Genomic DNA, 17,199 nt, shown 5'->3' with positions numbered 1-17,199 from the left:
AACCGGGTCACCCGCGTGTGCAGGATCGTTCACGTGAACAACCTCGGCACAGCGATTGTTACCGGCGCCAGTTCGGGCATCGGCGCCGCCACCGCCCGTCACCTGGCCGATGCCGGATTTCGGGTGGTTCTCGGTGCCCGGCGGCTCGATCGGTTGACCGAACTGGCGGATTCCATCGGCGGCGTCCCGCTATCCCTCGATGTGACGGATCCCTCGTCTGTCGAATCGTTCGTCGCGGCGGCGGGTCCGTGCCGGGTGCTGGTGAACAACGCCGGTGGTGCGCTCGGCCTGGCCCCGGTCGCCGAGTCGGACGAGGACCACTGGCGGTGGATGTGGGAGACGAACGTCCTCGGCACACTGCGGCTGACCAAGGCTTTCCTGCCCGGCCTGATCGACTCGGGCGACGGCCACATCGTGACCATCACGTCGATCGCGGCGACCGAGGTCTACGACAACGGGGCCGGCTACACGAGTGCCAAGCACGCGCAGTCGGCGCTGCACCGGACGTTGCGCGGGGAGCTGCTCGGGCAGCCGGTGCGGGTCACCGAGGTGCTGCCGGGGATGGTGGAGACGGAGTTCTCGCTGGTCCGGTTCGACGGCGACGCGGCACGGGCATCGTCGGTGTACGAGGGGATCGAGCCGCTGACCGCGGACGACGTGGCGGAGGTGGTCACGTTCGCGGTGACCCGGCCCGCGCACGTGAACCTGGACCAGATCGTCATGAAGCCACGGGCACAGGCGTCGGCGACGCGTGCGTTCCGCGGCTAGGTACGGCTAGAGCGCGCAGTCCACCAGCACCGGTTCCGGGTGGAGCGTCACACCGAAGCGGGCGGCGACGCCGTCGCGGATCTCCCTTGCCAGGGCGACCACGTCGGCGGCCTTCGCCTCGCCCCGGTTGGTCAGGGCCAGGGTGTGTTTGGTCGACAGCGTCACCGGGTTCGACGAGCCCGGGTAGCCCTTCGCGAAGCCCGCGCGTTCGATCAGCCAGGCCGCGGACAGCTTGGACGTGCCGACGCCCGCCGGGTACTGCGGCACCGGGGTGTCCGCGCCGACCGCCGACGCGATGCGGGACAGCACGCCGGGCAGCTCGCCGTCGGCCACCACCGGGTTCGTGAAGAACGAGCCGACGCTCCACGTGTCGTGGTCGTCCTGGTCCAGGACCATGCCCTTGCCTCGGCGGAGTTCCAGCACCGCCGCGCGGGCGTCCGCCGCCGGGACCTGGCGGCCCTGGCGCACGCCGAGGACCCTGGCCAGTTCCGTATAGCGGATGGGGGCGGACAGGCCGCCGTCCGCCAGTTCGAAGCGGACACGCAGCACCACGGCGCGTTCGGTGTTCTTCAGCATGCTCGTGCGGTAGCCGAGGCCCAGCTCGGCGGCGGTCAGGGTGCGGATCTCACCCGAGGCGCGGTCCAGCAGGTCCACCGAGATCAGCAGCTGCGCGATCTCCACGCCGTACGCGCCGACGTTCTGCACCGGCGTCGCACCGACCGAGCCCGGGATGCCGCTCAGGCACTCCAGGCCGCCGAGTCCCGCCTCGACGGTGCGGCACACGACCGCGTCCCAGTCCTCGCCCGCCTCGACCGTGAGCGCCACCCGGCCGTCGCCGAGGGAGTCGATCTTGCTGCCGGTGTTGGCGACCCGGACGACCGTCCCGTCGAAACCGTCGTCGGAGATCACCAGGTTGGAGCCACCGCCCAGGACGAGCAGGCGGTCCTCGGCCGTGCGCACCGCGGCGACCACCTCTTCCGCCGACTCGGCCGACACGAACCGGGTTGCGGGGCCGCCGACGCGCAGCGTCGTGTAGCCCGACAGCGGCACGGCGGCGAGGGGGAGGCTGGTCATGGGCTCCAACGGTAACCTGCCGTTCATGCCCAGCCGCTTCGAGCACCGCGCCACCTTCGCCGCGCCTGCCGACGACGTCTTCTTGACCCTGGTGGACGAGGCCTTCCTCATCGCGCGCCTGCGCGACATCGGTGGCAAGGGCGCCGCGCTGCTCGACCATAGGATCGAGGGCGACAACGCCGCCTACCGCCTCCGCCAGGGCGTCGACGCGAGCAAGCTGCCCGGCGCCGTGAAGTCCATCCTGAACGGCGACCTCGTGGTGGAGCGGGAGGAACGCTGGCACGGGCTCGAGACGGCGGGCAAGGCGACCATCAACGGCGTGCCGGCGCACATCACCTCGCGCGGGCGGCTGACCGGGCGCGGCAGCGGCACGGAGCTGGTGATCAGCGCCGAGGTGAAGGTGGGCATCCCGCTGATCGGCGGCAAGATCGAGAAGGTGGTCGCCGAGCAGGTCACGAAGCTGCTCGCCGCCGAAGCGGAGTACGCCGAGAAGTGGCTGGCCGAGCGCGCCTGACCGTGCCCAAAGCGCGCTCCGCAAGCTCCGCGACCGTGCCCAAAGCGCGCTCCGCAAGCTCCGCGACCGTGCCCACTGTTCGCTCCGCGAAGCCGCTCGGCGCCCCGACCCGCGGTACCACCAACCCCAACCGGCTGCGGCGCACCGACCGCTGGGTGGCGGGCACGCGGTGGGTCCGGGACACGCTGCTGGACGCGGCGGACCCGCTGGTGGTCGACCTCGGGTACGGCGCCACGCCGGTGACGACCGTCGAGCTGGCACGCAGGCTGGCGACCGTCCGCGCGGACGTCCGGGTGCTGGGGCTGGAGATCGACCCCGAGCGGGTCGCGGCCGCCACGCCCGCCGCCGACCCGCCACGACTGGAGTTCCGGCGGGGCGGGTTCGAGCTGGCAGGCACGCGGCCGGTGCTGGTGCGGGCCTTCAACGTGCTGCGGCAGTACGAGGAGGCCGAGGTCGCGGCCGCCTGGTCCGCCATGTGCGAGCGGCTCGCACCCGGTGGGCTGGTCGTCGAGGGCACGTGTGACGAGCTGGGACGCCGCTGCTGCTGGATCACGCTCGACGCCGACGGCCCGCGCACGCTGACGCTGGCCTGCCTGCCGGGTGACCTGGAGCAGCCGTCCGACCTGGCGGAGCGGCTGCCGAAGGCGTTGATCCACCGCAACGTGCCCGGTGAACGGGTGCACGCGTTGTTCGTCGCGCTGGACCACTGCTGGGCGCGGGCGGCGCCGTTCGCGAACTTCGGTCCCCGGGCGCGGTGGACGGAGGCGGTGGCGTTGCTGGCGCGGGAGTGGCCCGTGCGCGACCGCCGCAAGCGCTGGCGCCTCGGCGAAGTGACGGTGGACTGGGCCGCGGTGACCCCCACCTAGTGTTTTGCCGTGAAAGGCGCGTTGAGGTCGCCCAGTGCCCTGAAAGCGCCTTTCACGGCACGCCCGTCCGGCGAGGACGACCCAACCCAGCCAACGAAAGTGGACAGCACTAGGCGGTCAGACCCAGCAGGACGGTCAGACCCAGCCGGGTAGCGGCTCCACGGACTGCCGCCACAGCGCCGGGATGCCCTCCTGCCCGACCCGGGCCGCGATGACGCCGCCGACGATCGCGCACAGGGTGTCGACATCCTCGGCCAGTGCGGCGACCTCCCACACGGCCTCCTCGTAGTCGTCCGGGTGGCGGGCGATCACCCACAGCGCGAGCGGCACCGTGTCCGGGGCGCTCACCCGGCCGCCCGTGCCCAGCTCGCGCGCGGCCTCCTCGGGAGTGGCCCGGAGCGCGGCGGCCTTCTCGATCCCGGACCGCACCTCGCCCGGCGCCGTGTGCCGCAGGACCTCGGCGAACATGTGCTCGGCGGGTGCCGCCGCGGCGACCGCGATCGCCACCGCGCCCGCGATGCCCTCCGGGTGCGTGTGCGTGACCGCCGCGGCCACCGCCGCCTCCGCCGCCGCGCGGGCCGGGTCGCCCGCGAACCACGCGCCGAGCGGGGCGACGCGCATGGCCGCGCCGTTGCCCCACGAACCGGTGCCGCCGAAGGTGCGGGTCGCCAGCGCGCGCAGGTCCCCGCCGCGCTGGACGTCGCGCATCATCACGTCGATGCCGGTGCCGTAGCCGCGGTCGACGTCGTAGTGCGCGACGAAGCTCGTCGCCAGCGCGTCCGGGTCGACGTGGCCGTGCCCGCGGAGCACGTGGAGCACCGAGCAGGCCATCTCCGTGTCGTCCGTCCAGCGCCACGGGGCGGTGGGCAGCCGGCGGTTGATCGCGTTGTCCCGGAGGTAGAGGCCATCGCCGAGGGCGTCGCCGACGGCGGTGCCCACCAGGCTGGCGTAAGCGTTGTCGCGCACGGCGTGCTTCTACCACATGCGCGCTTGACTTTGACGTTGCGTCAACTTCTATCGTCGTTCCCATGGCGTGGTCGATCGCGCAGGTCGCGAAGATGTCGAAGGTGACGTCCCGGACGCTGCGGCACTACGACGAGATCGGGTTGCTGCCGCCGGCGTGGGTCGGCGGCAACGGCTACCGCTACTACGAGAAGGAACAACTGCTGCGGCTGCAGCAGATTCTCGTGATGCGGGAGCTGGGCGTCGGGCTGGACGCGATCAAGGAGATCGTCCAGCAGGGACGCGACCCGGTCGAGGTGCTGAAGATGCACCGGGGGTGGCTGCAGGCCGAGCGGGACCGCTACGCGCGGCTCGCGCGGACGGTCACGCGGACGATCGAGGAGCTGGAAGGAGGTGAGAACGTGACATCGATGGATCACTGGTTCGAGGGGTTCGACTCCGCGAAGCAGGAGGAACTGCAGGAGGAGGCGCGGCAGCGGTGGGGCGCCGAGCAGGTGGACGCCGCGAACGCGCACGTCAAGGGCAAGTCGGCGGAGTGGTGGAAGTCCGAAGGCAAGAAGTGGGCCGCGCAGCTCGACGCGCTGATCGCCCTGATCGACGCGGGCCACGAGCCGGGTGACGCCGAGGTGCTGGACATGCTCGACGGCCACTACCGCTGGCTGTCGTCCGGCCACTGGACGCCGAACCGCGAGTCCTACACCGGTCTCGGCGACGTGTACGCCGACGACCCGAGGTTCCGCGCGAACTTCGACAAGACGGACCCGAGGCTGGCGGAGTTCCTGCGCACGGCCATGGCCGTGTACGCGCAGGCGCGGCTGTAGCAGGCACGGCACGATCACGGTGGGCTGCACCGCGGGCAGCTCACCATGAAGCCGGCCGGCGTCTCGAAAGAAGCTGTCAGGACGCTCAACACCCCGAAAGCGTCTTTCAGGGCATCACCGGCGACACCGCCTCCGGGTCACTCCGCGCGGTCGTAGGTCAGGAACAGGGCGCCCGACTCGAGCACGTGGTGGTGTGTCAGCTGCCACAGCCGCAGTCCGAAGTCGGCCTTGGTGAACGGGATTCCCGCGCCCATGGTGAGCGGGCCCAGCTTCACGACCATCCGGTCGATCTCCCCGTACAGGGCGCCCGCGAGCGTGGCGCCGCCGATCAGCCAGATGTCCTTGCCCGGCTCCGCTTTCATGGCCCGGACCGTGTCCACCGGGTCCGTCGCGACGACCTCGACGTGCTCGTTCTCACCCAGCGTGCGGGAGAACACGAGGTGCCGCAGGTGCGGGAAGGCGTCCGCGACCCCGGCCTTGACGCCGATCTCGTAGCTGTTGCGGCCCTCGAGCACCGTGTCGAACGTCGTGCCTTCCGCCGTGACTCCCAGGGCCTCGCGGGCCGGTCCAGGCAACGTCTCCGGGTAGTTCTCGCTCAGGTACCGGATGTAGTCCTGCGACATCGGCCAGAAGCCGCTGGGGTCCGCGCCGTCGGGGCCCGCTACGAAGCCGTCGATGGTGGACGCGACGAAATACACGAGTTTGCGCACGACGGGACACTGTACCGAGCACTAGGGTTTCCCCGTGGAGTTCGCCGAATACCTCGAAGAAACACGGAAGCAGGCGGCCGCGCTGCGTGCGGCGGCGGTGACCGCCGGTCCCGGCGCCGAGGTGCCGACGTGTCCCGGGTGGACTGTGCACCGGCTGGTGCGGCACATCGCACGCGTGCAGGCCCAGGTCGTGCTGTCGTTCGACGCCGACCCGGCCGGTGACGCGCCGAGAACCGAGCGGCCGCCCGAGGACTGGGACGAGCTGCTCGCGTTCTGGGACACCACGGTCGACACGATGCTCGCCGGGCTCGCTCTGCGCGGGCCGGGGCAGAGCGCGTGGGCGTTCGCGCACTTCTCCGGCACCAGCTTCTGGGCGCGGCGGCAGGCCCACGAGACCGCGGTGCACCGGCTCGACGCCGAGCACGCCGCGTACGGCGACGACGTGCCGCACCTCGTGTTCGACCCCGGGTTCGCCGCGGACGGCGCCGACGAGGTACTCACCGTCATGGTCGCCCGCTTCCCCACCGACGTCACGGGCACCGTCCTCGTGCACGCCGCGGACGCAGGCCGCGCGTGGCTCGTGACCCTCACCAAGGGGGTCAAGCCACGGATCGGCAAGGCCACGGACATCGACACCGACGCGTCGCTGGTCGGCACCGCGGACGCGGTCTACCGTGCGCTCTGGAAGCGGCCGAGCACCGCTCTGGTCAACGGGGACCCGGCTCTCGTCGCAGCACTGCGCACACCGTGACGCAACCGCAGAGAGGACGGCCATGGCCCGCCGTTACGTGATCACTTTCGGCTGCCCGGACCAGATCGGCATCGTCGCGACGATCGCGTCGTTCCTCGCCGACGCGGGCGGCACGATCGTCGAGGCCTCCTACCACACCGACCCCGACACCGGCTGGTTCTTCACCCGCCAGGAGGTCGCCGCCGACTCGCTGTCGTTCCACGCGGACGAGCTGCGTGCCCGGTTCGGCGAGACGGTCGCGTCGCTGGGCGGCGAGTGGCAGATCCTCGACACCGGGGAGCGGCGCCGTGTGGTGATCCTCGTGTCGAAGGAAGGCCACTGCCTGTACGACATCCTTGGCCGGGTCGCGGCCGGGGAGCTGGACGTGGACGTGTCGGCGGTGATCGGCAACCACACCGACCTCGCGACGATCACCGAGGCGCACGGCATCCCGTTCCACCACGTGGTGTTTCCGCGTGACGACAAGGAAACAGCGTTCGCGAAGGTCTCCGAGCTGGTCGACGCCGCGGACCCGCACGCGATCGTGCTGGCGCGGTTCATGCAGATCCTGCCCGCCGACCTGTGTGCCAGGTGGACGGGCCGGGCGCTGAACATCCACCACAGCTTCCTGCCGTCGTTCGTCGGCGCGAAGCCCTACCACCAGGCGCACCGGCGCGGCGTCAAACTGATCGGCGCGACCTGCCACTACGTCACCGCGGAGCTGGACGCGGGCCCGATCGTCGAGCAGGACGTGATCCGCGTCGACCACGGCGACTCGGTGCCGGACATGGTGCGCAAGGGCCGCGACATCGAGAAGGTCGTCCTGTCCCGCGGCCTGCGGTGGCACCTCGAGAACCGGATCCTGGTGCACGGCAACAAAACGGTGGTGCTGTAGGTGCTGCCCGTCATCGACCTGTCCGAACCGGGCCTGCCGGCGAAGATCGAGGCGGCGTGCCGTGACACCGGGTTCTTCTACGTCGCCGGGCACGGTGTCCCCCGGGAGCTGAGGGAGTCGCTCGACAGCGCGGCGCGCGCGTTCTTCTCCTTGCCGGACAAGGAGAAGAACGACATCGAGATGGCACGCGGCGGGCGGGCGTGGCGGGGCTGGTTCCCCGTCGGCGCCGAGCTGACCGCCGGCGAGCAGGACCGCAAGGAGGGCCTGTACTTCGGGACGGAACTGCCAGCCGGGCACCCGCTTCCCCTGCACGGCCCCAATCTCTTCCCCGCACAGGTGCCGACGCTGCGGCCGCTGGTGCTGTCGTACCTGGACGAGCTGACCCGGGTGGCGCAGGACGTGCTGCGGGGCGTGGCGGCCAGCCTCGGGCTGGCGGAGGACTACTTCGCCGCCGGCTACACGGCGAACCCCACCGTGCTGTTCCGGATCTTCCACTACCCGCCCGCGCAGGCGGGCGACCCCGGCTGGGGCGTCGGCGAGCACACCGACTACGGGCTGCTGACGTTGCTGCTCCAGGACGACAACGGTGGCCTGCAGGTGCACACGCCGGACGGGTGGACCGACGCGCCGCCGCTGCCGGACACGTTCGTGTGCAACATCGGCGACATGCTCGAACGGCTCACCGGCGGCTGGTACCGGTCCACACCACACCGCGTGCGGAACACGTCCGGCCGCGACCGCCTGTCGTTCCCGTTCTTCTTCGACCCGGACTTCGGCACGTCGGTGCCACCACTGCCCGACCGCGCCGCGGTCGCCCCGGACGGGCGACGCAGGTGGGACGGTGCGTCACCACTCGCGTTCGAGGGCACCTACGGTGACTACCTGACGGCGAAGGTCGCGAAGGTGTTCCCGCGGCTGCGATCCGAACTGGACACGCAACCTTTCTGAGCCCCGGGGCGTCTTATGTCTTGGGGGTATTGAGCAACTCATCCAGGGCGGGGAGTCCACAGGGCTCCCCGCCCGTCCATTACCTGCTCAGACCGAGCGTGCTCCGCATCGGCAGCAAACCTGTCCGCACGGCCGCCATGGTGACCGGCATGACGAGTTGCGCGAGCCTGCCGACCTGTTCCGCGCCCAGCGCCCGGTAGGCGGGCGCGGCCAGTTCGTCGGTCATCCGCTCGACCTCGTCCCGGCCCGCGTGCCCTTCCTCCGTGGCGGTGCCGTCCTCGTTCAGCCAGCCCCGCTCGACGAGGCGCCGGGTGGCGGCGGTCCAGTCGTCGTCCCGCCAGCCGCGGCTGGCGAAGACCTCCTTCGGTGCGGCGCCGACCGCCGCGAACGACACCAGTGACTCGACCGGGTCGAGGCCCGCGGTGAGGAGGGCGGCCACGTGGCCGTCGCCTCGGGCCTCGCGCATGATCGTGGTCGCGTGCCACAGCGCCAGGTGCGGCTCGGCGGGCCAGGGGAGGTCGGCGTTGGCGGCGCCGAGCGGGCGGGCCTCGGTGTTGACGCCGTCCGTCAGCCGCCGCGCCAGGTCGGCGGCTTCGCGCAGGTCCAGGTCGGCGGTGAGGGCGCCGAGTGCCTCGTCGACGCCGTCCTGGCGGGCGGCCAGGAGGTCGCCGGGGGTGGCGAGCTGCCAGGCCGCCGGGATGTGGTCGCGGACCATGGCGGGGTTGAAGCTGTAGAACGTGGCGGCCACCAGTTCGGGGCCCGCCGCGCCCAGTGGGGCCGCGCGGAGGGGGAAGTAACCGGGCCAGCGCGTCTCGACGTCGAAGCCGAGCTTCGCCACCCGGGCGGAGACTTCGGGCGCGTAGTACACGAGCGCGTGGACGGGCTCCATGAGCTGCCACATCTGCCGGACCAGCGCGAGGTCGACGTTCGTCATTGGACCCTCCAGTCTTGTCACTGACAAGATAGCCGGAGATGTTGCCACTGGCAAGATGACTTCCGGAGTCGTGCGTCCCACCGGCGGTATCGCGTTGTTCCTACCGTGACGGCGCTGTGGTCGCGCCTGGTCAGCGACCCAGGCCCGCGATGACGTCCGCGTTCGGGAGGGCGGCCAGCGTGGCGCCCGTGATCAGGAGCTTGCTGCCGCGGACACCGCTGCCGATCACCAGTTCCGGCGCCGCGGCCACGGCCGCGTCCACCAGTACGGGCCACTCCGGCGGCAGGCCCAGCGGCGTGATGCCGCCGTACGCCATGCCCGTCAGCTCCACCGCGGTGTCCATCGGGGCGAAGGACGCCTTGCGGACGTCCAGGCGCTTGCGGACCACGCCGTTCACGTCCGCGCGGGTCGTGGCCAGCACCAGGCACGCGGCGAAGCGTTCCTCGCCCGCGCGCTTGCCCGCGACGACGACGCAGTTCGCCGACGCGGTCAGCGGGGAGCCGTACGCCTCGCAGAACGCGGCCGTGTCGGCCAGGTCCGGGTCGATGGCCGCCACGCCCACGTCCGCGGGGTCAGGGAGTGCGGCCAGGGCCTTCGCGACGGGGTCGGCCAGTAGTTCGGGGTGGTCGGCGGCCTGGGAAACAGCCAGGGAGCCCGCGATGGTCCACCTCACCATCGGTTCCCGCGCTGCACCTCGATGAGCCTCGGCCGGACGTCGACGATGTAGACGAGCACCGCGACGAGGCCCGCGATCCAGAACATCAGGCCGATGCCGGCGGCGTCGAAGAGGATCAGTGCGACAGCACCGCCCGCGGTGATGCCCAGCCAGGCCGATTTCGTCATTCTGTCGATCGCGGTATAGGCGTCCGGACGCTGCATCAATGCGTGGATGAACGCGTAGACCCCGACGGGGACCGCGAGCCACTTGATGATCCAGAGGATCCACAACGCTTCTGCCGGCACGTCCCCAGACTACGTGCGCCCGTCGCGATGTGACCAGCCGGCCACTTCGCCGACATGGCGAACCCCCGGCGCCGAAACCGGCGCCGGGGGTGTTGACCAGCGGTCCTACTTGGTGGTCTTCGTCGAGCCGTTGGTCTTGCGGGTCGTCGCTGCCTGCGTGGCCTGCGTGGTGGTCCGGGTGGCGGCGGGCTTGCGCGGCGCCGTCCGGTTCGCGGCCTTGCGGGAGGCGGAGCGCACGTCGCTCGCGACCTCGCCACCGACCTCCTCCACCGCCAGGGCGGCGTCCTCGGTGACGCGCTCGACCTTGACCGCGGCCTTCTCGCCGACCGAGCGGGTCCGGCGGGTCATCTTCGCGAAGACCTCGTCGGCGATCTCGCGGGCGTCACCGGCCACGTCGCCGACGCGCTCCTGCAGCGTCGCGATGGCCTCCTCCAGCTGGTCGATCGCCTTGCCGACGCGCGGGTCGGACTTCAGCTTCGTGAGGGCGTCCTCGCCCTGGTCGGCCAGCTTCTGGTACAGCTTCTGCGCGGCCTCGGTGTACTCGTCGACGAGCTTGCGCAGCTCGACCGGGTCGACCCGGTCGCGCAGGCCCGCCAGGTCCCTGGGCAGCGTGTCGACGGTCTCCTTGGCCGACGTGGTGCCCTCGTTGACCTTCGTGCGCGCCTTGTTGACGGCGTCGATGACGGCCTGGGTCGCCAGGTCACCGGCTCCGAGCGCGGCGAGCAGCGGCGTGCGGACGCTGTCGGCGGCGGTGTTGAGCACCGCGACGGCCTGCTCGCGCGCCTTGCGGACGTCTTCCGTGGTGGGCAGCAATGCGGCCATGTCTCTCACTCCTTGTTCTCAGGTTCAGTCGCTGTGGTGGTGGTGGCGTTCTCGCGGCGGAAGGACTCGTACACGTCGAGCAGCACCTGCTTCTGACGTTCGGTGAGCGTCATGTCCGCGCGCACCGCGTCCACCACCGGTCCACCCTGCGGCAGGTCGAGAATTCCGGCCTGTACGTAGAGCGCCTCGGCCGAGATCCGCAGACCCTTGGCGATCTGCTGCAGGATTTCCGCGCTGGGCTTGCGCAGTCCCCGCTCGATCTGGCTGAGGTACGGGTTGGACACCCCCGCGAGCTTCGACAGCTGGCGCAACGAGATCTTCGCGTTGCTGCGCTGCTGCTTGATGTACTCGCCGATGTCCCGTCCGAGGTCGGCGACCTTGTCGATCGGGTTCTCGTTCATCCTGCTCATCCGCCCGGCCACCTCCTCGTGACAACTTCGACCGTACGCCGGAGTGCTAGCAGTTGCAAGCACACTGCTTGCAGTCGTGGCGCACGTCGCAACTAGGACCTGTCCTGACCTACATGGCCCGTAGCGTGCCCGCCATGAGCGAAGTGAACGAGAACCAGCCGCTGGGCACGCCCACGTGGCTGGACCTGCGGGTGCCGGACGTGGCGGCGGCGAAGGACTACTACGGCGGCGTGTTCGGGTGGTCCTTCGAGGACGGCGAGCTGGGCACCATGTGCTTGCTGCGGGGCGTGCCGGTGGCCGGGGTCCGGGAAGGCACGGGCGGCTGGACGGTGCACCTCGCCACCGACGACTGCGACGCCACCGCCAAGGCGATCACGGCGGCAGGTGGCACCGTCACCGAGGAGCCGCACGACGTCGGCGACCTCGGCCGGGCCGCACTCGCGACCGACCCGGCGGGAGCGGTGTTCGGGCTGTGGCAGGGCCGCACGTTCCCCGGCTGCCGGCTCGTGAACGAGCCGGACACGCTGGTGCGCAACGACCTCGTGACCGGGCAGCCCGGTCCGGCCCGCGAGTTCTACCCGGCGGTGTTCGGCTTCGATCTCGACGGCAACCCGGACCTGCCGGAGTTCGACTTCACGTTCCTGCGCCGCCCGGACGGGCACGAGGTCGGCGGGATCATGGGCGTGCCGGGCGCGACACCAGCCTGGGGCACGTGCTTCGAGGTCGCCGACACCGACGCGACGCTGGCGAAGGCAGGCGGCGGCGACATCAAGCCCGACGACACGCCCTACGGCAGGTCAGCCGTGTTCCGCGACCCGTTCGGGGTGGAGCTGTCGATCATCGCCCGGCCCTAGCCGGGCGCGCACCCACTTCTCGATCGCGTCGGCGGTCTCGGCGACGGGCGTGGTCGTGGTGTCCAGCCGCGTCATCGGCGGCTCGGTCTCCTCGGTGCGCACCCACTCCGCGAAGTCGAGCATCTCGTCGATGCGGGCCTCGTCCCAGCCGCGCCAGGCGGGGCGGGCCCGCAGCCGGGCGCGGAGCACGTCCACGTCGCACACCAGTGCCAGGTAGTGGATGTCGCTGAACAGCGCGCGTTCCGGCCTGCCCTCGAACTGCGGCGGCACGACCGTGCCGCACAACACCACGGGACGGCCCGACTGCTGCAGGCTCGCCGCGAGCCGCAGCCACGTCTGGCGGAACGCCTCCGAGTCCCCGGTCGGGTCGCGCAACGCGCCCACCCACAACAGGTCCTGCTCGACGATCACGCACTCGTCGGCGAGCCGGTCGACCAGCACGCGGCCGACCGTCGACTTGCCCGTGCCGCTGGGGCCGGTGACCGCGAACAGCGGCAGGCGCCGGTACGGCTCTCGGTGTCCACACTCGACACACACGAGAACCGTGCCGGCGCCGGCGATCTCGACCCGCGGTTCGTCGGTCCAGTGACCGCAACCCGCGCAGATCATGGGGTGCACGGACAGGGATGCCTCAGTCGAACAGCTGCTCCATGAAGCTCTTGCGACGCCGGTGGCCGTGACCACCGTGGTGGCCACGTGGCGAGTCGGCATACCCGCCGCGGTAGCCGCGGGGGGAGTCCGAGTAGCCGCGCGGCGAGTCGGAGTACCGGCCCGGCGGTGGACCGCCCTGGTAGGGCTGCGGCGGACCGCCCTGGTACGGCGGCGGCGCGGCCTGTGCCGAGTACTGGCGCTCGGCGTTCAGGATGGCCTCCAGCTCACCGCGGTCGAGGAAGATCCCGCGGCAGCTGTCGCACTGGTCGATGTGGATGCCTTGGCGGTCCACGGTGCGCATCGCGTTCTGACACTTCGGGCAAATCACGCTTCCAACATTAGCCAGGTCGCATACTCGACGGCCACCTGTGGCCCGCGTCACCACTCGATCGTCACGTGATATGTCCGGTTGACACATGGTTCACGAGCCGTCGTGAAACCTAACGTTTTCACTCATGACCAGTGGCCCTGCTCACACACCCCGCTCTGAGCCGACTGATCGCTCGCGAGCTCGCTCACTCGCCAGGATCGTGTCTGCGAGCCTCGTCGGCACGACCGTCGAGTGGTACGACTTCTTCCTCTACTCATCGGCCGCCGCGCTGGTGTTCAACAAGCTGTTCTTCCCCACCTCCGACCCGCTGACCGGCACGCTGCTCGCGTTCACCACCTACGCGATCGGCTTCCTCGCCCGGCCCATCGGCGGGCTGATCTTCGGCCACTACGGCGACAAGATCGGCCGCAAGAAGCTGCTCGTGATCAGCCTCCTGATGATGGGCGGCGCCACGTTCGCGATGGGCCTGCTGCCCACGTACGCGACGATCGGCGTGGCGGCGCCGGTCCTGCTCACCCTGCTGCGCCTCGTCCAGGGCTTCGCGCTCGGCGGCGAGTGGGGTGGCGCGGTGCTCATCGTGTCCGAGCACGGCGGCGCGGCACGCCGCGGCTTCTGGGCGTCGTGGCCGCAGTGCGGCGCGCCAGGCGGCAACCTGCTCGCCACCGCCGTGCTCGCGATCCTCGCCGCGGTGCAGACCGACGAGGCGTTCCTGTCGTGGGGCTGGCGGATCCCGTTCCTGCTGTCCGCGGTGCTCGTGGTGATCGGCCTGTGGATCCGGCTCGCGGTCGCCGAGTCGCCGGTGTTCCTCGCCGCACAACGGAAAGCCGAGGAGCGCGGCGCCGAGGAGAAGGCGCCGATCGTGCAGGTGTTCAAGCACAACTGGCGGCAGGTGCTGATCGCGATGGGCGCGCGGATGGGCGAGAACGTCTCGTACTACGTGATCACCGCGTTCATCCTCGTGTACATCACCGAGTCGCTGGACCTCGCGAAGTCGGTCGGCCTCAACGCGGTGCTGATCGGCTCGGCCATCCACTTCGTCACGATCCCCTTGTGGGGCCTGCTGTCCGACCGGATCGGGCGGCGTGCGGTGTACCTGTTCGGCGCGGTCGCGATGGGCGCGTGGGGCTTCGTGTTCTTCGCGCTGCTCGACACGAGGTCGTTCGGCGTGATCGCGTTCGCCACCACGGTCGGCCTCGTGCTGCACGGCGCCATGTACGGCCCGCAGGCGGCGTTCTTCTCCGAGCTGTTCGGCACGCGGGTGCGCTACTCGGGCGCGTCGGTCGGCTACCAGCTCGCGTCGATCCTGGCCGGTGCGGTCGCGCCGCTGATCGCGGTCGCGCTGCTCGACGCGTGGGACTCGACGCTGCCGGTGTCGCTGTACCTGGTCGCGATGTGCCTGATCACCGTGGTCGCGGTGCTGGTGGCGCGGGAGACCAAGGGCGCGTCGCTCGAACCCGAGGAGGTCCGCTCCGCTGACGACAGCGCACCACTAGTGACACGATGACCAGCGTGGACCGAGGCGTCGGCACAGCCGTCAACGATGCCGTGCGCCGGCTGCTCGACCTGCTCGCCAGTGACGCGAGCGGCGAGCAGCTGGCGCACGTGCCGGTGGCCGCGCGCTCGGCCGGGCTGTCCGACGAGGAGCACACGGCGCTCGCGCGGGCGACCGAGGTGGCGCTGCGGATCCGGCACACGCTGACCGAGCACCGGCGCCGCGAGACCGAGCTGCGGGCGCTGTTCGACACGGCGAGCGACCTGTCGAAGCTGCGGGACCTCGACGCGGTGCTGCGCTCAATCGTGCACCGCGCGCGGATGCTGCTGCGCGTGGACCTGTCGTACCTGTCGCTCAACGACGAGGCCGCCGGGACCACGTACATGCGGGTCACCGACGGTTCGGTGTCGTCGCTGCTGCCGAGCCTGCGGATCGGGCACGGCGAGGGCCTCGGCGGTCTGGTCGCGCAGACCGCCCACCCGTACGCGAGCGCCGACTACCTGTCCGACCCCCGGTTCGCGCACAAGTCGTCGATCGACGACGCGGTGGCGGCCGAACGCATGGTCGGCATCCTCGGTGTGCCGCTCATGCTGGGCAGCAAGGTGATCGGCGTGCTGTTCGCCGCCGACCGGCAGCGCCGCGAGTTCACCGCGGAGGAGGTCGCGCTGCTGGCGTCGCTGGCCGACCACGCCGCGATCGCCATCGACAACGCGCAGCTGCTGGACGAGACCCGGCGCGCGAACGAGACGATCAGCGCGGGCAACGACTCGATGCGCCGGGCGGAGGACGCCCACGACCGGCTGATGGAGCTGGTGCTCCGCGGCGGTGACGTGGCGGAGGTGGCCGCCGAGGTGGCCGCGGTCCTCGACGGCGGCATTGTGTTCTTCGACGCGTCCGGCGCCGAGCTGGCCCGCGTTCCCGTGGCCACCCCGCCGGTGGTCGGCACCGGCAACGCACCGACCCGGTCGGGGTTCGCGGGCGCGGTGGCGGCGGCAGTCATCTGGCCGGAGGAGGCGGTCGCGGCGTCGCGGGCGGCCGGCCGGGCGGTGCGGGTCGGTGACCAGTGGGTGTGCGCCGTGCTGGCCGGCCCGGAACTGCTCGGCAGTCTCGTGCTGACCGGCCGCGCGGCACTCGACGAGGCGGACCGGCGGCTGTTCGAGCGGGCGTGCGTGGTCGCGGCGCTGCTGTTGCTGCTGCGCCGGTCGGTGGCGAAGGCGGAGGACGAGGTCCGCGGTGAGCTGCTGACCGATCTGCTGACCGCCCCGGACCGCAACCCGGCCGCGCTGCTGGCGCGCGGCCGCCGGCTGGGCATCGACCTGGCCGCGCCGCACGCGGTGCTGATCGCGCACGTCGACGGTGTACCGCGGCGGCGGCTGGCGATGGCGTGCGGGCGGTTCGCGACGCTGGTCGGGTTGCATGCCGAGCAGGTGGTGCTGCTGGTGGCCGACGGGGACCCGTCGGAGCTGGCGGGCCGGCTGGCGACCTCGCTTTCGGCGTCGGTGGAGGCCCCCGTGACCGTGGGCGCGTCCGGCCCCGCCGCTGGGCCCGCCGCGTTGGCCGCGGCCGCGGACGAGGCACGGCGGTGTGTCCGGTCGCTGCTCGCGCTGGGCCGGGTCGGGCACGGGGCCGCGCTGGCCGATCTCGGGTTCGTGGGTCAGCTGATCGGCGACCGCACGGACCTGGCGGGGTACGTGCGGGCGACGCTCGGACCGGTGCTGGACTACGACCAGCGGCGCGGGACCGACCTCGTGGCGACGCTGCAGGCGTACTTCGAGTGCGGTACGAACCTGACGCGCGCGAAGGACGTGCTGCACGTGCACGTCAACACGGTCGTGCAGCGGCTGGACCGCATCGCGTCCCTGCTCGGCGACGACTGGCAGACGCCCGCGCGGGCACTCGAGATCCAGATCGCGCTGCGGTTGCACCAACTGCACGGGTAAAGCGCTCAGTCGGTGAGCACTTTGGCCGGGAGCATGGTGTGCATGGACATCATCGAGGTGCGCACCGCAGGCGAATGGCGGACGTGGCTGGCGGCCCACTGTGCTTCGGCTTCCGAGGTGTGGCTGGTGATCCCGCACAAGGGGCTGCCCGGCGTGCCGTACCAGGAGGCGGTCGAGCAGGCGTTGTGTTTCGGGTGGATCGACGGGCTGCACCGCAAGCACGACGCCGGGCACTCGCGGCTGCGGTTCACGCCACGGCGGTCGCGCAGCTCGTGGAGCGCGTCGAACCGCGAGCGCGCGGCCAGGTTGATCGAGCAGGGGCTGATGACACCCCACGGACAAACAGCCATCGACACGGCGAAGGCGAACGGGCGCTGGTCGCCGTGATGGTCGCCGACGATTTCTGGAAGACGTCGTTCTGGGCGTTGGGCCTGTGTTTCTCGATTGCTGGTTGGGGTCCTTCATCACGTTGAGCGCAACGAAGGGGTCCTTCATCACGCCGGGTGTTACGAA

The 17,199-nt window shown here is 71.2% G+C and carries 21 protein-coding genes; 11 read left to right on the top strand and 10 right to left on the bottom strand.

Features of this window, described 5'->3' with window-relative positions:
• Positions 1-33: 33 nt before the first annotated feature.
• On the top strand, positions 34-768 hold the full coding sequence (locus FHR82_RS39650) for an SDR family oxidoreductase (protein WP_311771495.1): 735 nt from the start codon (positions 34-36) through the stop codon (positions 766-768).
• A gap of 6 nt (positions 769-774) precedes the next feature.
• On the opposite strand, the gene FHR82_RS39645 is transcribed toward FHR82_RS39650, so the two are convergent.
• Positions 775-1,842 (bottom strand): UDP-N-acetylmuramate dehydrogenase, encoded by a 1,068-nt coding sequence (locus tag FHR82_RS39645; RefSeq protein WP_184815805.1) that lies wholly within the window; start codon positions 1,840-1,842, stop codon positions 775-777.
• Between FHR82_RS39645 and FHR82_RS39640 the strand changes: the two genes are divergently transcribed.
• Both FHR82_RS39640 and FHR82_RS39635 read left to right on the top strand, forming a co-directional pair.
• A complete protein-coding gene (locus FHR82_RS39640; RefSeq protein WP_225944000.1) occupies positions 1,841-2,356 on the top strand; it encodes a DUF2505 domain-containing protein in 516 nt (171 codons plus the stop codon). The two genes, FHR82_RS39645 and FHR82_RS39640, sit on opposite strands and share 2 nt — an antisense overlap.
• Positions 2,357-2,424: 68 nt before the next feature.
• The gene (locus FHR82_RS39635; RefSeq protein ID WP_184815804.1) at positions 2,425-3,222 is read left to right on the top strand and encodes a class I SAM-dependent methyltransferase; all 798 of its coding nucleotides are present in this window, start codon (positions 2,425-2,427) and stop codon (positions 3,220-3,222) included.
• Positions 3,223-3,357: 135 nt separating this feature from the next.
• Here FHR82_RS39635 and FHR82_RS39630 read toward each other — a convergent pair whose 3' ends face one another.
• A complete protein-coding gene (locus FHR82_RS39630; protein ID WP_184815803.1) occupies positions 3,358-4,188 on the bottom strand; it encodes an ADP-ribosylglycohydrolase family protein in 831 nt (276 codons plus the stop codon).
• A gap of 62 nt (positions 4,189-4,250) precedes the next feature.
• On the opposite strand from FHR82_RS39630, the gene FHR82_RS39625 reads away from it, so the two are divergent.
• Positions 4,251-5,006, top strand: coding sequence for a MerR family transcriptional regulator (locus FHR82_RS39625; RefSeq protein ID WP_184815802.1), 756 nt, complete (start codon positions 4,251-4,253; stop codon positions 5,004-5,006).
• A 137-nt stretch (positions 5,007-5,143) separates the two neighbouring features.
• Here the strand turns inward: FHR82_RS39625 and FHR82_RS39620 are convergent, their stop codons facing one another.
• Entirely contained in the window at positions 5,144-5,716 is a 573-nt protein-coding gene (locus FHR82_RS39620; RefSeq protein ID WP_184815801.1) for a dihydrofolate reductase family protein, read from the bottom strand.
• Between the two features lie 34 nt (positions 5,717-5,750).
• Between FHR82_RS39620 and FHR82_RS39615 the strand changes: the two genes are divergently transcribed.
• Genes FHR82_RS39615 through FHR82_RS39605 form a run of 3 tightly spaced genes read left to right on the top strand, consistent with a single transcriptional unit; the run spans position 5,751 to position 8,289 of the window.
• Entirely contained in the window at positions 5,751-6,467 is a 717-nt protein-coding gene (locus tag FHR82_RS39615) for a maleylpyruvate isomerase N-terminal domain-containing protein (RefSeq protein ID WP_184815800.1), read from the top strand.
• 22 nt (positions 6,468-6,489) lie between these two features.
• Positions 6,490-7,341: a formyltetrahydrofolate deformylase gene (gene purU / locus FHR82_RS39610; protein ID WP_184815799.1), complete on the top strand. Its 852-nt coding sequence runs from the start codon at positions 6,490-6,492 to the stop codon at positions 7,339-7,341.
• The gene (locus FHR82_RS39605; protein ID WP_184815798.1) at positions 7,342-8,289 is read left to right on the top strand and encodes an isopenicillin N synthase family dioxygenase; all 948 of its coding nucleotides are present in this window, start codon (positions 7,342-7,344) and stop codon (positions 8,287-8,289) included.
• Between the two features lie 79 nt (positions 8,290-8,368).
• Here the strand turns inward: FHR82_RS39605 and FHR82_RS39600 are convergent, their stop codons facing one another.
• The 5 genes from FHR82_RS39600 to FHR82_RS39580 form a co-directional block, all read right to left on the bottom strand.
• Entirely contained in the window at positions 8,369-9,223 is an 855-nt protein-coding gene (locus FHR82_RS39600) for an SCO6745 family protein (protein WP_184815797.1), read from the bottom strand.
• Between the two features lie 130 nt (positions 9,224-9,353).
• Positions 9,354-9,899: a YbaK/EbsC family protein gene (locus FHR82_RS39595; protein ID WP_184815796.1), complete on the bottom strand. Its 546-nt coding sequence runs from the start codon at positions 9,897-9,899 to the stop codon at positions 9,354-9,356.
• Positions 9,893-10,186 (bottom strand): DUF2516 family protein, encoded by a 294-nt coding sequence (locus FHR82_RS39590; protein WP_184815795.1) that lies wholly within the window; start codon positions 10,184-10,186, stop codon positions 9,893-9,895. The genes FHR82_RS39595 and FHR82_RS39590 overlap by 7 nt, the downstream gene beginning before the upstream one ends.
• A gap of 105 nt (positions 10,187-10,291) precedes the next feature.
• Positions 10,292-11,008, bottom strand: a complete 717-nt coding sequence (locus FHR82_RS39585) for a hypothetical protein (RefSeq protein WP_225944001.1) — start codon at positions 11,006-11,008, stop codon at positions 10,292-10,294.
• A gap of 5 nt (positions 11,009-11,013) precedes the next feature.
• Positions 11,014-11,418 (bottom strand): helix-turn-helix domain-containing protein, encoded by a 405-nt coding sequence (locus FHR82_RS39580; RefSeq protein WP_184815794.1) that lies wholly within the window; start codon positions 11,416-11,418, stop codon positions 11,014-11,016.
• Positions 11,419-11,552: 134 nt separating this feature from the next.
• Here FHR82_RS39580 and FHR82_RS39575 point away from each other — a divergent pair, with 134 nt between their 5' ends.
• Complete coding sequence (locus FHR82_RS39575; protein ID WP_184815793.1) at positions 11,553-12,272, top strand: VOC family protein; 720 nt, start codon at positions 11,553-11,555, stop codon at positions 12,270-12,272.
• Here FHR82_RS39575 and FHR82_RS39570 read toward each other — a convergent pair.
• Both FHR82_RS39570 and FHR82_RS39565 read right to left on the bottom strand, forming a co-directional pair.
• Positions 12,216-12,881: a P-loop nucleotide/nucleoside kinase family protein gene (locus FHR82_RS39570; RefSeq protein WP_221464873.1), complete on the bottom strand. Its 666-nt coding sequence runs from the start codon at positions 12,879-12,881 to the stop codon at positions 12,216-12,218. The two genes, FHR82_RS39575 and FHR82_RS39570, sit on opposite strands and share 57 nt — an antisense overlap.
• A gap of 22 nt (positions 12,882-12,903) precedes the next feature.
• Positions 12,904-13,269, bottom strand: a complete 366-nt coding sequence (locus FHR82_RS39565) for a TFIIB-type zinc ribbon-containing protein (RefSeq protein WP_225944894.1) — start codon at positions 13,267-13,269, stop codon at positions 12,904-12,906.
• Positions 13,270-13,378: 109 nt separating this feature from the next.
• Between FHR82_RS39565 and FHR82_RS39560 the strand changes: the two genes are divergently transcribed.
• Genes FHR82_RS39560 through FHR82_RS39550 form a run of 3 tightly spaced genes read left to right on the top strand, consistent with a single transcriptional unit; the run spans position 13,379 to position 17,073 of the window.
• Positions 13,379-14,758 (top strand): MFS transporter, encoded by a 1,380-nt coding sequence (locus FHR82_RS39560; protein ID WP_184815790.1) that lies wholly within the window; start codon positions 13,379-13,381, stop codon positions 14,756-14,758.
• Complete coding sequence (locus FHR82_RS39555) at positions 14,755-16,686, top strand: helix-turn-helix domain-containing protein (protein WP_184815789.1); 1,932 nt, start codon at positions 14,755-14,757, stop codon at positions 16,684-16,686. The genes FHR82_RS39560 and FHR82_RS39555 overlap by 4 nt, the downstream gene beginning before the upstream one ends.
• 42 nt (positions 16,687-16,728) lie before the next feature.
• Complete coding sequence (locus tag FHR82_RS39550) at positions 16,729-17,073, top strand: YdeI/OmpD-associated family protein (RefSeq protein WP_184815788.1); 345 nt, start codon at positions 16,729-16,731, stop codon at positions 17,071-17,073.
• Positions 17,074-17,199 lie beyond the last annotated feature (126 nt).

Source organism: Actinophytocola algeriensis (genome assembly GCF_014203735.1).
In the GTDB taxonomy this organism is placed as follows: domain Bacteria; phylum Actinomycetota; class Actinomycetes; order Mycobacteriales; family Pseudonocardiaceae; genus Actinophytocola; species Actinophytocola algeriensis.
The sequence above is the reverse complement of the archived record's forward strand: the minus strand, read 5'-3'. Positions and strand labels throughout refer to the sequence as shown.